Below are 13,800 nucleotides of genomic sequence, written 5' to 3'. Positions count from 1 at the left end.
AAAGCCTTCATGTATCATGGAGGCTTTTTTGAATACTTATCTTGCCAAACGTTTAAGGCTGATATGCTAAGACTAAAAAATAGGAATTATGAGTAAAAAAGTACTTTTATCGTTTCTTTTTAGTGTTTTTATTCTAGTATCTTGTTCAGAGGATACCTCATTTGAACCAGAAATACCTCAGCCGGAAATTAGCGAGCAGTTAGATGTAATAGTAAGTTCTGATCTGCGCCTTAACCCTTCTGGTTATGCTCCATTATCGGCCCGTTTAAATTTTGTTACCGGGGAAGACGTGGATATGCAATTAAAAGTTGTAGGCAAAAATGGGGTTGATTCGGACATCGTTAAACGCTTTAATAATTTAGGCACAGATTTTAGTATCCCCGTTCACGGTCTATATGCGAATACGTTAAATGTACTGGAATGTACTTTTTACGATAGATCTGGAGCTGACCTGGGAACCCAAAGTTTTACTTTGCAAACAGGGACTCTTCTTGGCGATCTCCCACTGATAACTATCCAAGAGGCTAAATTAAGTGAAATGGAACCTGGTATGACCTTAGTTAGTTATTTCGGGCACAATGGTGAGTTGTTTCCACAAAGACCTTTTATTTTTGATTCTTTCGGTGATATTAGATGGTACCTGGATTATAAAAGTCATCCACGGTTAAACCAATTGTTTTATGATGATGGAATAGGACGGCTGGCCAACGGAAACTTTTATTTTGGATCTGGGGGCGGTAATTTTGGTGGATCAGCAGATAATGCTATTTATGAAGTGGATCTTTTTGGACAGATTATAAATACTTGGGAAATGCCGAATTACGGTTTTCATCATCAAGTAAAGGAAAAACCAAATGGAAATTTTTTAGTAACCGTTAATAAATTAGGAGCTTCCACGATAGAAGATCATATAATTGAGATAGAGAGAGATTCCAAGGAAATAATAAATGTTTGGAATTTAAATACCTCTTTAGACAATTCAAGAAGGACCCTTACAGATGATGTTCAGGATTGGATACACGTCAATGCGGTAACCTACGATGAATCGGATAATAGTATTATTATTTCCGGGAGGACTCAAGGTCTAATCAAGCTTACGGAAGATAATAGAGTTGTGTGGATTATAGGACCCCATAAGGATTGGGACATGGCTGGTGATGGTACTGATTTGAATCAATTTCTATTACAACCATTAGATAGAAATAATATCCCTATAGATGAGCTTGGCGTAAGAAATGGCGATGTTAACCACGCTGATTTTGAGTGGAATTGGTACCAGCATGCTCCAGTCTTAAAAAGCAACGGAAATATTATGCTTTTTGATAATGGCGATAATAGGAATTTTACAGGATCTAGTACCTACAGTAGGGCGGTAGAATTTGAAGTGGATGAAGCATCTAAAACCATAAAGCAAATTTGGCAGTATGGAAAAGAAAGAGGGGGAGAGACCTATTCAGCTATTGTATCGGACGTAGACTATTTAGAATCTTCGGATCATGTCTTGTTTTCTCCAGGATCTATAACTTTTAATGGTGAAATTTATGGTAAGTCAATTGAAGTGGATTATGCCAGCAAGGAGGTTATATTTGAAGCTACTATAACTCCACCAACCGCATTTTTTAATTTAATTACATTTCACAGAACGGAAAGACTACCTCTTTATCCTGAGTAGGACCCGTCTAAATGCCTTAATTTACCATTCTTTAGAAATCTTAGTACCCCTTTAAAACAGTACCATACAATTTCCTTAAGGTCCTTGTTATTGAGTCAATAGCCAAGTTAGGTTAGCTCTGATTGTGATTGTTTATATAGTATTCTTGATGGATGTCTTTTATCCACAAGGACCATGGCCTAAAATATTTTTCGTTGCTTAATCGCTAGTGATCATTTTCATAGATTCTGAATTAATACAATATCTTAGTCCGCTTGGGGCAGGACCATCTGGAAAAACATGGCCTAGATGTCCGTCGCAGGTATTGCACAAAACTTCCACCCGTACCATGCCAAAGGATACGTCTTTCTCATACTTTATGGCGTTGGCTTTTATTGGCTGGGTAAAGCTAGGCCAGCCAGTACCTGATTCAAATTTAATAGTGGAATCAAATAGTGGTGAATTACAACATACGCAAGCGTATTCCCCAGCTTCATGTATGGAACACAATGCACCAGAGTGAGGTCTTTCTGTTCCTTTTTTTCGGGTTATGCGAAATTGTTCGGGGGTCAAGACTTCCTTCCATTCCGCTTCTGTTTTTTCTACGCGTCTATCCGGAACGGGGTTTCCGCTTACAGCATAGTGCATTATATCTTTCCAAAGCAACATAGTTTTTTGTTTAAAGATAGTTCAGTATTACTCAATATCGAAGTTATTTTGCTTAAAAACTATCTAGGATTCTGTCGCATATTGGTTCCTAAACTTACAATAATATAGTATTGAAAGAATATGTGAAAGATTCTGTAAAAGAAACTATCCCCATTCATTAAGTCGGTTTGCATCGAGCTTTAAGAAAATAAATAATAGAGCAGTAAAACCTATGAGACTAGAGCCGCCATAGCTAAAGAAAGGAAGGGGAATACCAATGGTGGGTAAGATGCCAATTACCATCCCTACGTTAATAAAATAGTGTACCAGTAAGATGGAAATTACCCCATAGGCGTACATTCGGCTAAAATCATTTTTTTGTCGCTCCGCGAGGTATACAAGTCGCAACAATAAGAGGGTAAAAAGAATTACTACGGTGGTAGTACCTACAAATCCCCATTCTTCGCCTACCGTGGTAAAGATGTAATCGGAGTGCTGCTCCGGAACAAAGTCTCCTTTGGTTCGGGTGCCTTCCAAAAAACCTTTACCGAAAAAACCTCCAGATTCAATTGCCTTTTCGGACTGGTAAGTATTATAGCCAATGGTCTTACGGATTAGTTCAAGTTTACTGGGGTCTTTCTCTAACCGCAACCAAAGACTAAAACGGTCTCTATGGCGTTGTTCAAAAACATTGTTAAAGACAAAATTTACGGAAAGTGAAAATAAAATAGAGGCCACGAAGACCATAATAATTGGAGCAATTGGAGCTTTAAAGGACGTTCTCTTTAAAACAAAGAAGAAAATGATTATCAGGCTTAAACCTATACCAACCCAGACAGTTCCAAACATTAAAGTAGTAACAAACACTAAAATGGCTAAAACAGCAATTCCCAGATAGAATAAAGGAAGCCCTTCTCTAAATAGCACAAAAATAAGTGCCAAAAACACCAATGCACTTCCGGGGTCGGGTTGGGGTATGATTAGAATTACCGGGACTAAAATTATTAGAAAAGCATAGAACTGATCTTTTCTTTTTTTAATATCCGTCTGAATATCGCTCAGGTATTTAGCCAAGGCTAAGGCCGTAGTTACCTTGGCAAATTCCGATGGCTGAAAATTGAAAAAACCTAAATTATACCATGATGTAGCCCCTGCGATGGTTTTACCAAAAACAAACAGACCCAATAAAAGTACAATTGAAATAATATAAAGGACACTTGAAAACCTCTCATAAAACCCAGATTCTAGGGCCAGAATTACAATAACGCTAAGAAAACTCAGAATAATAAAAAGGAGCTGTTTTCCGTATAGCTCACTAAAGTCGAAAATAGAGGCATTGTTGTCAGTAAAGGTACTCGAGTAAATATTTAACCAACCAATACCTACTAAGAGTAAATAAAATACTATGGTAAGCCAATCTAAACGCTTAAGGATGTTCTTACCAGACATACTCGTTTATCTTGAATTCTTCACCACTATATGGTTTAGCATATTCGTGTTCAAGAGTTTTCTCTAGCATTCTTTTTTCTAAATCTTTTCTACTTATCTCTCCTTTTAAATATTTCTCGATAAGTAAGGAAGCAATGTGACCTGCATACCTTGAGCCGTAATATCCGTTTTCGATATAAACAGCCAAGGCTATTTTGGGGTTGTCTACCGGGGCAAAGGCCACAAACACAGAGTGATCCGTTAATTGTGTTTTTTCACCATCTATTTTGGTGTAGTTTTCAACGGTTCCGGTCTTTCCTGCAATTTCAATCCCTGGAACTTGTACCCATCTAGCGGTTCCTTTGTTATAAACGTCAGCCATACCTTGTACAACAGGTTCGAAATGTTTCCTATCGATGGTGGTATATTTTGGTGCTGTAAAGTGGGGATTTTCTATGTTTTCTCCTTCTACTTTTTTAAGAATGTGAGGGGTGAAATAAAACCCTCTATTTGCAATTGCTGCGGTCATATTCGCCAGTTGAACAGGAGTAACGGCTACTTCACCCTGCCCAATTGAGTTAGAGATTATATAAGAGGAAGCCCAGCGATTATCTCCATACCATTTGTCGTAATACTCCTTTCCAGGAATTCTACCTGGTCTTCCGGTTGGCAAATCGTAGCCCAAAAAGTTTCCAAGACCAAAACTCTTAATATGTTTTTCCCAAGTGTCTTGACCTTCATCAGTAGTTGGAAATTTTTCATATATTTTTCTAAAGGTGCCCGCAAAATAGGCATTGCAAGAATTATATATGCCGCTATTTAAATTTCTTGTTCCTCCGCCACAGTGACACCCTCTTTTGGTTCGGCCAACATAAAAGCCATTATAGCATTTAATGGTTGTACTTGGTTGTATAACACCTTCCTGAAGGGCTACCAAAGCATTTAGAGTTTTAAATGGCGAGCCAGGCGAACCTTCTGCCGATATTGACCTATCAAAAAGTGGTTTCGCTATAGTATCGTAATGTAATTTGCTGTAATTCCTGGAACGTTCTCGTCCTACCAATAAGGCAGGATCGTAAGTGGGGCCTGATATCATGGCCAGTATTTCACCCGAGGAGGGTTCAATAGCGACAATACCTCCGCGTTTGCCATTCATTAACCTCTCTCCATATTCCTGAAGAATTTTATCCAGGGTGAGAGTAATCTCTTTCCCTTGCTGAGGTAAGGTGTCGAGTATTCCTCCTTTATAAGGACCAATATCTCTATTGAAACGATCTTTTTGGATGTATTGTACGCCTTTGCGACCTCTTAGAATTTCTTCGTATTGTTGCTCAACTCCAGTGCCGCCGGTTAATTCTCCTTGGACGTAATACGGATTTTTCTGAAGGTCTCTTTCATTTACTTCACGGATATAGCCCAGCACATTAGCTGCGGCATTGGTATTGTAGTAACGCAGAGATCTTTTTTGAATGTAGAAGCCCTCGTATTTACGCATTTTTTCCTGTAACCTGGCGTAGTCTTCTTTAGATAATTGAGGAACCAAAACAGAAGGCAGTCTTGGCGAATAGATTCTTGCCTTGTTTAGCTTTCGAATAAAGGCTTCTTTTTCCACACCAATTAATTGGCAAAATTCTAAAGTATCTAAGGGTTTAACTTCACGAGGAATAACCATTACATCATAGGCAGGATCGTTTCCTACAAGGAGTAGACCATTCCTGTCATAAATATAGCCTCTTTCGGGATAGTCATAAATTGCTTTTATTGCGGTGTCTTCTAAAACCTGATTAGGAGAAAAACTAAAAATTTGTAAATAAGATAGTCTACCAATAAAGGTAATCCCAATTAATACAATGATGGAAGACAATAATAGTTTTTTCATTGATAAGCTTTTTCCTGATACCTACTCAGTCTTTTTTTGCACTAAACAAAGATCCGAAGAGCAAACATAAAATTAGAGTAGCCAGGCCGGTAAAAACAATTTTCTTCAAAATTAGCAGCATATTTGATAAACTAAAACTTTCTAGCATAAAGAATATCAAATGATGTGTTATAATTAATAACGCCAAAAATGTAATTTGTTGTGCCCTAGTAGAGTTAGATAATTTAAAACTTTGAAACTCGTAATTTACACCAAACACAAAACGCATTATTGTAGGTCTAATGTAGGCTACCGTGACTGTGGCAGCCGCGTGCAATGCCAAGGTGTCTGAAAACAGGTCAATACAAAAACCCAAAAGGAAACTTATGACAATAAAAGCAGCTCTATTTTCCTTTATGGGATACCAAAAAAGGAATAGGATATAAACCATAGGGTTTATGAAACCAAAAAAATTAAGCCTATTAAATACCAAGACCTGCACTAGAACGAGTAGCGTAAATCTAAGGATGTTAATAAAATAAGAATTATTGATCATTTGCAATTTCAGCTTCTAATTCTAATATTTCTGGTCTATTTTTATTATAAATTATATAGACATTTTTAAGATTACTCATGTCGTTAAATAATTCTACATCTATACTATAAAAGCTTTTGGAGACATTTAAGTCAAAACTTTTAATGGTCCCGATGGGGATGTTTTCTGGAAATATACTAGACATCGCCCCTGTTACAATTGTGTCCCCGACGAGGAGGGGCACTAATCTAGGAATATCCACTAATTTCACCTCGTCGTATCTAACTCCATCCCATATTAAAGACCCGAAATAGTTAGTGTTCTTTATTTTTGCATTTATGTTCGACTTGGTATTTAAAATGCTTTGAACAGAGGAATAGCCGTTAGAAGTATGTTCAATAATGCCTAAAATGCCATTGGCAGTTATTACCCCCATATCTTGTTTAACACCTTCCTTTTTTCCTTTGTTTATAGTAATATAGTTGTTTGGATTTGTATAACTATTTTTGATAATCTGTGCAGATAATATGGTATAACTAGCCTTTGCAGTATCAATTTCTACAGAGTCTGTTTGTCCTTGATTAAATATGATGTTTCTAAGTTTCCTGTTTTCTTCTAACAGTCTTATGTTTTCTTCGTCTAAATCAAAATAGGTTGAAATTCCATCGGCGGTATTGTATATAGAACCGGAAATCCAATTTGTAGAATTAAAGTATTTGGAACGATGATAAGAATGAGAATTTATGGTAAAACCTAAAGAAATAAAAAGTAGTAATATGTAAAGCAACGAGGTCTTAAACCTTATGATAAAATTTATTATCTGCTGCATTCACTGAATATGTTAAGTTTCTTTATTCGATGCTTTGTATTTGCACTAATACCTAAATTGGGACTATTTTATTAGGATGCTTTTATAACGTTCCAGATTTTTTAAAGATATGCCAGTGCCTCGAACAACAGCCCTTAAAGGATCCTCTGCTATATAAACTGGTAAATCTGTTTTCTGAGATAGCCTTCTGTCTAAACCTCTTAGCATAGAACCTCCACCGGCTAAATAAATACCCGTATTGTAAATATCTGCAGCAAGTTCCGGTGGTGTCTGCGACAGTGTTTCCATTACGGCATCTTCTACTCGTAAAATCGACTTGTCTAACGCCTTGGCAATCTCTCTAAAGGAAATGGATACCTGCTTTGGTTTTCCAGTTAAAAGATCCCTCCCCTGAACGGACATTTCATCAGGTGGGGATTGAAGGTCTTCTGTGGCCGAACCAATTTGTATTTTAATGTTTTCTGCTGTACTCTCTCCTACATATAAATTGTGTTGGGTACGCATATAATAAATAATATCATTGGTAAATACATCTCCTGCAATCTTTACAGATTTGTCGCAGACAATTCCTCCAAGAGCAATTACGGCAATTTCTGTAGTTCCTCCTCCTATGTCTACAATCATATTACCTTTTGGTTGCATAATGTCTAAACCTATCCCTATAGCAGCAGCCATAGGTTCATGAATTAGGTAAACTTCCTTCCCATTTACTCTTTCTGCGGATTCTTTTACTGCCCGCATCTCCACCTCAGTGATTCCAGAAGGGATACAAATAACCATTCGCAATGCTGGTGGAAACCATTTTTTCTTGAGAGCAGGAATGTTCTTTATGAACATATTTATCATCTTCTCCGAGGCATCAAAATCAGCAATTACTCCATCCTTTAAAGGCCGGATGGTTTTTATATTTTCATGAGTCTTCCCCTGCATCATGTTGGCTTCTTTGCCAACAGCAATGATTTTACCGCTGATACGGTCTCTTGCTACTATAGACGGACTGTCTACAACGACCTTATCTGCGTGAATAATTAAAGTGTTCGCGGTACCTAAATCTATAGCTATTTCCTCGGTTAAGAAATCAAAAAATCCCATTGGCGTTCGTTTGGTTTCGGGTTAAAGGGTGTATTTCATCGACAAAAGTAGTAAAATTAATGCTTAAAATGACGTGTGCCTGTCATTACCATGGCAACGTCATGTGCATTGCAGTAATCTATACTTAATTGGTCTTTTATGGAACCACCCGGTTGAATAACGCTGGTTATTCCATTATTATTGGAAATCTCAACACAATCCGGAAACGGAAAGAAAGCATCACTGGCCATCACCGCTCCATCTAAATCAAAATTAAAACTTTTTGCCTTGTGTATCGCCTGATTTAAAGCATCTACTCTCGAGGTTTGTCCGGTTCCACTTGCGCATAATTGTTTGTTCTTGGCAAGGACTATTGTGTTCGATTTTGTATGCTTACAAAGTTTGGATGCAAACAAAAGGTCTTCTAACTCTCTATCGTTTGGTTTTCTTGAGGTTACATAATCTAAATCGGCTAAGCTGTCGGTTCTTGCATCTTTGTCTTGAACAAGTATACCATTTAGACAAGTTCTAACCAATACTTCCGGAAACTCAGCAGGTTTTTGTACAAGGATTATTCGGTTCTTTTTTCCTCTGAGTATTTCTAGGGCTTCTTCGTCATAAGACGGAGCAATTACGACTTCACAAAATAACTTGTGAATTTCTGTTGCAGTGGCCACATCAATAGTTTTATTGCTTATGAGAATACCTCCAAAAGCAGAAACAGGATCTCCTGCAAGTGCATCAACATAAGCCTGGCGAATAGTATCTCTAGTTGCAAGGCCACAGGCATTATTATGTTTTAAAATGGCAAAAGTAGGCTGATCGTTCCTAAACTCTTCCATGAGATTTACCGCCGCATCTACATCCAATAGGTTGTTGTAAGAGAGTTCTTTGCCGTGAAGTTTGTCAAAGACAGCGTCAAAGTCACCATAAAAAGTTCCCTTTTGATGTGGATTTTCCCCATACCGCAAAGTTCTTCCCTGAGGTTCACTTAACTTAAATGATTTTATTTCTTCTGTTTTATTAAAGTAATTGAAAATGGCCGAGTCATAATGCGACGAAATGTTAAAAGACTTGGCAGCAAAGTGTTTTCTGTTTTCTAAACTGCTTTCTCCATTTTGATTGTTTAACATTTCAAGAAAGGCATCATAATCAGACATAGAGGAGACACAAAGAACGTCTTTGTAATTTTTTGCAGCTGCTCGTATAAGCGAAATCCCTCCTATATCAATTTTTTCAATTATTTCCGATTCACTACCATCTTCGGCTACCGTTCTTTCAAAGGGATACAAATCTACTATTACTAGATCTATTTGCGGGATGTTGTATTCTGTAATTTGGGCTAAATCCGAAGGATTGTCCTGCCTGTTTAAAATACCGCCAAAGACTTTTGGATGCAACGTTTTAACCCTCCCTCCAAGAATGGAAGGGTAGGAAGTAACCTCTTCCACAGCTACTACATCTACTCCTAAGTCTTTAATAAATTTTTCTGTGCCTCCCGTCGAATATATGGTAACACCAAGGGCAGATAGTTTCTCAACTATTGGTGCTAAACCATCTTTATGAAAAACGGAAATTAGGGCTGATTTAATCTTTTTTGTCTCACTCATTTTTTATAGCTTCTCAAGTATCCTAAAGGAAACAAATGTAATTTTTTTGAAGCTATAAACCGGGGTGGGTTATTAACAAAAAGCCTAAAGTTTTAAAGAATTTCAGCTACCGATGCTGTAATGAATTCTAAAAACTCTTCATCTTGAGCTGTAAACGGATCAACGGTGTTAGAATCAATGTCAATCTGCCCAATGTTTTCTCCTTTTACAAAAAGAGGTACAACGATTTCAGATTTGACGGATATACTACAGGCAATATAATTATCCTGCGCCTTAACATCAGGAACAACAAAATTCTTATTACTTAATGCCACCTGTCCGCAGATGCCTTTGCCAAAAGGAATTATAGTATGGTCTGTCGGAGTACCGGCGTAAGGGCCCAATTTAAGTTCTTCTTTTTTGCCATTCCGAAAATAAAAACCAACCCAGTCGTAATAAGGAACGTGTTTTTGCAACAAATTACATACCGCCTGCATTCTTGAATTTACAGGGTTCTCAGTGTTTTGTAAAATTTCCTTTACTTCAGGTTTTAAAGAATTCAACATAAGACTGTTTTTTGCAAAAGTATTAAACCTCTGTTAGCTAATCTTTAAATATTTTACCTAAAAAATCGTTAATTTAGAATATACTTCTATTCTTTTAAGGAGAATAGTATAATTTTGTATAGAATGAAATCGAAAGGACTACAGTTTTTTGCCGTTCTGATGGCTATATGTGTTTTAGCCTCGACTGTCTCATGGACGGTTGAGAAACACTATTGCATGGGCCATATGGTAGATTTGGCTGTATTTAGCTCGGCCTCTAGTTGTGAAATGCAGTTGCCCTCGAAGGTTTCTGAGACAGAGTCTAATTTGGATTCTTGTTGCAAAGATGAGGTTTTTGTGGTGCATGGGCAGGACGATTTAAACTTGTCTTATATAGATGTTGACTTAGAAGAAGTATCTTATATTCTCGCTTATTCATTTGTAAAGTATCTGTCACTAAAACAAGACACTCACGAGGTAAAAGTTTACGGTAATAAACCTCCCCCACTTTTGGTTCGAGATATTCAATTACTCGACCAGGTCTTCTTAATTTGATTTATTTGATTTAGTGCTATCCTAGAAGCTTAAATGGGTTTCTAAATAGTGCAGACCTTAGTTTTTAAACTATTATAAATTGAATAAATCAATACATAATGAATACATCATATACTATAAATGGAATGACCTGCGACAGTTGTGTCCGTTCTGTTACTGAAAAGATTTTATCAGTAGTGGGCGTAAGCAGTGTCGAGGTTAGTCTTGCAAATTCGCTCTTAGAATTTGAATCTGAAGAAAAAATACCCATTGAATTACTGCAAAATGTATTGGGGACAAAATACATCCTAGAAACAGGTAAGACTGCTGAAGCAAATAAGACATCCTCTTTTCAGGAGGAAGAAAGGGAGTCTAAATGGAAACAGCTACGCCCCTTATTTTTAATTTTCACCTATCTAACTGTGGCTACTTTTCTATTAAACAGGGACAATTGGCAACTCGATAGTGCCATGTATGACTTTATGGGCCTGTTTTACATTGTCTTTAGTTTTTTTAAATTTTTGGATCTTAGAGGTTTTCCGAAAAGCTTTAGGATGTACGATCCCTTAGCCAAAAGATTACCAATTTACGGGAGTATATATCCTTTTGTGGAATTAGTTCTTGGACTCTTTTTCCTTATGCGATGGAATCTGCTGATTGCCGTTATTGCCACAATAATTATTTTGGGAATTACCACTTTTGGTGTTGCCAAAAGCTTATTCGATAAAAAGAGTATTCACTGTGCATGTTTGGGAACAGTCTTAAAACTTCCAATGACAGAGGCGACTATTGTTGAGAATGTTATAATGCTGTTGATGGCATGTTATATGCTTTTCTCTAACTACTTATTCCTCTGGACATGAAAGTAAGATATATGATTATATTTTTATGGATCATTCCCGTCGGTCTCTGTGGGCAAGACTTTGTGGAAGGGATGGTTATGGAAGCTAATAACGAAGACAAGCATATTGGTCTTCCTGGTGCAAATGTCTATTGGATGAATTCCCCAATAGGCACAATAACTGCTGATGATGGTTCATTTAAACTGCCCTATAGTAAGAATTTTACGAGACTCATAATAAGTTATGTTGGTTTTCAAACAGATACTCTTTCGGTAAATAACCCACAAATGATTCATCATTGGCTAAAGCCTTCCAATGAACTAGAGGAGGTTGTAGTGTCTCAAAAGCGAGATGCGCTTCAAAAGACATTTTTTAGCGCCCAGAATGTAGTAACAGTAAATAGTGCAGAATTATTAAAAGCAGCTTGCTGTAATTTGGCAGAGTCTTTTGAAACGAATCCGTCGATTGATGTGAATTATTCTGATGCCCTTACTGGTACCAAACAAATTCAAATGTTGGGATTAACTAGTCCATATTTATTAATAACTCAGGAAAATATCCCTATGGTTCGGGGAGCATCTCAGACCTTTGGTCTAACCTATACACCAGGTACTTGGATAGAAAGTATTCAAATTTCCAAGGGTGCTGGTAGCGTTGTTAATGGTTATGAAAGTATCTCAGGTCAAATTAATACTGAGCTCTTAAAACCTTTTACAGAGACTCCACTCTTCTTGAATGCCTATGTAAATCGAAATGGTCGTATTGAAATAAATACCCATCTTAATCATAAGCTATCTGAGAAATGGAGTAGTGGCCTTTTTATACATGGCAATGGAAGAAACACTAAAGTAGATGAAAATGATGATGGTTTTTTAGATGTGCCGCTAGCTAGCCAGATAAATATTTTAAACAGATGGCAATACCAGGATGTTGAAAAGGGCTGGGTGAGCTTTATTAATATTAGAGCATTAAAGGATGAAAAACAATTGGGTCAAGTAAACTTTAATCCCTTAACCGATAAGTTTACCACCAATGCCTGGGGTAGTGAGATTAATACAAGAAGGTTTGATACCTCCATGAAGTTGGGTTATGTCTTCCCCTCCTTGCCTTTTCAGAGTTTTGGCTTTCAAACTTCCTATAGTTATCATAAACAAGATTCTTATTTTGGTTTTAATCAGTACGATATCAGACATGAGAGTGTTTATTCGAATTTTATTTTTAACTCTATTCTTGGAGATACCCGAAATAAATTTAAAACGGGGATAACCTATGCTTATGATGGCTATGAAGAAGAGGTGAATTTAGAGGATTACAGGAGAGTGGATACTAGTATCGGCGCGTTTTTTGAATATAGTTATGATCAACTGGATAAGGTTAGCCTAACCGCCGGAATAAGAATTGATGCTCATAATCGCCTAGGTACCTTTGTCTCCCCAAGGTTTCATATCAGATATACTCCATGGCCTACGGCAAGTATTCGGGGATCATTTGGAAGGGGAAGAAGAGCGGCTAATATTTTCGCAGAGAATCAGCAAATGTTTGCCTCTTCTAGAGAAATTGTACTAAGGCCAAATGGAGGAGAAGTCTATGGTTTTGATCCGGAAGACGCTTGGAATTACGGCATGAGTTTTCTTCAGCGCTTTACCCTTTTCAATAGACTAGGGAATATTTCTGCGGATTTTTACAGGACGGATTTTGTAAATCAGATTGTGGTGGATTGGGAAAATCCTAGGCAAGTACAATTCAGTAACTTGGATGGTAAGAGTTATGCCAATAGTTTGCAGCTCGAGTTTAATTATGAGATTCTTGATGGTCTGGATTTACGTACAGCTTATAAATATTATGATGTTAAAACGGAGTATAGTACTGGGCTTTTGCAAAAACCTATTCAACCTGAACAAAGGTTTTTTCTAAATTTGGGATATGAAACACCATTAAAAGAGAACGGGGCTCAGTGGCGCTTTGATTATACTTTTAATAGAATAGGTAGGCAGAGGTTGCCAGACACTTCTGACAATCCTGAAGCCTTTCGGCTTTCGGAGTTTTCTTCGGCATATAGCCTTATGAACGCACAAATAACAAAGTCGTTTAATAATAGTTTCGAGATATATGCCGGTGCAGAAAATATAACTAATTTTAGACAAGAAAACCCCGTATTGGGATCTCAGGATCCTTTTGGTCCGTATTTTGATACCACTATAGTATTTGCACCTGTTTTGGGAAGCATGTACTATGCTGGATTTAGATTTAAACTTTAATAATTAATAATA

The 13,800-nt window shown here is 37.1% G+C and carries 12 protein-coding genes; 4 read left to right on the top strand and 8 right to left on the bottom strand.

Going from position 1 to position 13,800, the window contains the following annotated elements:
• Positions 1-88 precede the first annotated feature (88 nt).
• Positions 89-1,672, top strand: a complete 1,584-nt coding sequence (locus tag PXG98_RS00980) for an aryl-sulfate sulfotransferase (RefSeq protein WP_276388469.1) — start codon at positions 89-91, stop codon at positions 1,670-1,672.
• A gap of 198 nt (positions 1,673-1,870) precedes the next feature.
• Here the strand turns inward: PXG98_RS00980 and msrB are convergent, their stop codons facing one another.
• The 8 genes from msrB to PXG98_RS00940 all read right to left on the bottom strand — a co-directional run bounded on the left by msrB (position 1,871) and on the right by PXG98_RS00940 (position 10,175).
• Entirely contained in the window at positions 1,871-2,320 is a 450-nt protein-coding gene (gene msrB, locus PXG98_RS00975) for a peptide-methionine (R)-S-oxide reductase MsrB (protein WP_276388467.1), read from the bottom strand.
• A 144-nt stretch (positions 2,321-2,464) separates the two neighbouring features.
• Positions 2,465-3,748: a rod shape-determining protein RodA gene (gene rodA, locus PXG98_RS00970; RefSeq protein ID WP_276388465.1), complete on the bottom strand. Its 1,284-nt coding sequence runs from the start codon at positions 3,746-3,748 to the stop codon at positions 2,465-2,467.
• Positions 3,738-5,606: a peptidoglycan D,D-transpeptidase FtsI family protein gene (locus PXG98_RS00965; protein ID WP_276388463.1), complete on the bottom strand. Its 1,869-nt coding sequence runs from the start codon at positions 5,604-5,606 to the stop codon at positions 3,738-3,740. The genes rodA and PXG98_RS00965 overlap by 11 nt, the downstream gene beginning before the upstream one ends.
• 25 nt (positions 5,607-5,631) lie before the next feature.
• Positions 5,632-6,036: a rod shape-determining protein MreD gene (locus PXG98_RS00960; protein WP_338150216.1), complete on the bottom strand. Its 405-nt coding sequence runs from the start codon at positions 6,034-6,036 to the stop codon at positions 5,632-5,634.
• Positions 6,037-6,130: 94 nt separating this feature from the next.
• Positions 6,131-6,949 carry a rod shape-determining protein MreC gene (gene mreC / locus PXG98_RS00955; RefSeq protein WP_276388459.1) on the bottom strand — a complete coding sequence of 273 codons (819 nt, stop codon included), beginning with the start codon at positions 6,947-6,949 and terminating at the stop codon, positions 6,131-6,133.
• Positions 6,950-7,012: 63 nt separating this feature from the next.
• A complete protein-coding gene (locus tag PXG98_RS00950) occupies positions 7,013-8,041 on the bottom strand; it encodes a rod shape-determining protein (RefSeq protein WP_276388457.1) in 1,029 nt (342 codons plus the stop codon).
• Between the two features lie 56 nt (positions 8,042-8,097).
• The gene (gene purH / locus PXG98_RS00945; protein ID WP_276388456.1) at positions 8,098-9,630 is read right to left on the bottom strand and encodes a bifunctional phosphoribosylaminoimidazolecarboxamide formyltransferase/IMP cyclohydrolase; all 1,533 of its coding nucleotides are present in this window, start codon (positions 9,628-9,630) and stop codon (positions 8,098-8,100) included.
• Positions 9,631-9,722: 92 nt separating this feature from the next.
• Entirely contained in the window at positions 9,723-10,175 is a 453-nt protein-coding gene (locus PXG98_RS00940) for a GAF domain-containing protein (RefSeq protein ID WP_276388454.1), read from the bottom strand.
• Positions 10,176-10,298: 123 nt separating this feature from the next.
• Here PXG98_RS00940 and PXG98_RS00935 point away from each other — a divergent pair, with 123 nt between their 5' ends.
• The 3 genes from PXG98_RS00935 (at position 10,299) to PXG98_RS00925 (ending at position 13,788) form a co-directional block, all read left to right on the top strand.
• Positions 10,299-10,709, top strand: coding sequence for an HYC_CC_PP family protein (locus PXG98_RS00935; RefSeq protein ID WP_276388452.1), 411 nt, complete (start codon positions 10,299-10,301; stop codon positions 10,707-10,709).
• 98 nt (positions 10,710-10,807) lie between these two features.
• On the top strand, positions 10,808-11,551 hold the full coding sequence (locus tag PXG98_RS00930) for a MauE/DoxX family redox-associated membrane protein (protein WP_276388450.1): 744 nt from the start codon (positions 10,808-10,810) through the stop codon (positions 11,549-11,551).
• Between the two features lie 11 nt (positions 11,552-11,562).
• The gene (locus tag PXG98_RS00925; RefSeq protein ID WP_276388449.1) at positions 11,563-13,788 is read left to right on the top strand and encodes a TonB-dependent receptor; all 2,226 of its coding nucleotides are present in this window, start codon (positions 11,563-11,565) and stop codon (positions 13,786-13,788) included.
• Positions 13,789-13,800 lie beyond the last annotated feature (12 nt).

Source organism: Eudoraea chungangensis (assembly GCF_029360665.1).
GTDB classification, from domain to species: Bacteria; Bacteroidota; Bacteroidia; order Flavobacteriales; family Flavobacteriaceae; genus Eudoraea; species Eudoraea chungangensis.
The sequence above is the reverse complement of the archived record's forward strand: the minus strand, read 5'-3'. Positions and strand labels throughout refer to the sequence as shown.

Excerpts from the sequence above, each read along its gene's own strand:
- PXG98_RS00930 (WP_276388450.1), top strand. The coding sequence starts at position 10,808 with ATGAATACATCATATACTATAAATGGAATGACCTGCGACAGTTGTGTC.
- PXG98_RS00950 (WP_276388457.1), bottom strand. The coding sequence starts at position 8,041 with ATGGGATTTTTTGATTTCTTAACCGAGGAAATAGCTATAGATTTAGGT.
- PXG98_RS00935 (WP_276388452.1), top strand. The coding sequence starts at position 10,299 with ATGAAATCGAAAGGACTACAGTTTTTTGCCGTTCTGATGGCTATATGT.
- msrB (WP_276388467.1), bottom strand. The coding sequence starts at position 2,320 with ATGTTGCTTTGGAAAGATATAATGCACTATGCTGTAAGCGGAAACCCC.
- PXG98_RS00940 (WP_276388454.1), bottom strand. The coding sequence starts at position 10,175 with ATGTTGAATTCTTTAAAACCTGAAGTAAAGGAAATTTTACAAAACACT.
- PXG98_RS00960 (WP_338150216.1), bottom strand. The coding sequence starts at position 6,036 with ATGGTTTATATCCTATTCCTTTTTTGGTATCCCATAAAGGAAAATAGA.
- mreC (WP_276388459.1), bottom strand. The coding sequence starts at position 6,949 with ATGCAGCAGATAATAAATTTTATCATAAGGTTTAAGACCTCGTTGCTT.
- rodA (WP_276388465.1), bottom strand. The coding sequence starts at position 3,748 with ATGTCTGGTAAGAACATCCTTAAGCGTTTAGATTGGCTTACCATAGTA.
- purH (WP_276388456.1), bottom strand. The coding sequence starts at position 9,630 with ATGAGTGAGACAAAAAAGATTAAATCAGCCCTAATTTCCGTTTTTCAT.
- PXG98_RS00925 (WP_276388449.1), top strand. The coding sequence starts at position 11,563 with ATGATTATATTTTTATGGATCATTCCCGTCGGTCTCTGTGGGCAAGAC.
- PXG98_RS00965 (WP_276388463.1), bottom strand. The coding sequence starts at position 5,606 with ATGAAAAAACTATTATTGTCTTCCATCATTGTATTAATTGGGATTACC.
- PXG98_RS00980 (WP_276388469.1), top strand. The coding sequence starts at position 89 with ATGAGTAAAAAAGTACTTTTATCGTTTCTTTTTAGTGTTTTTATTCTA.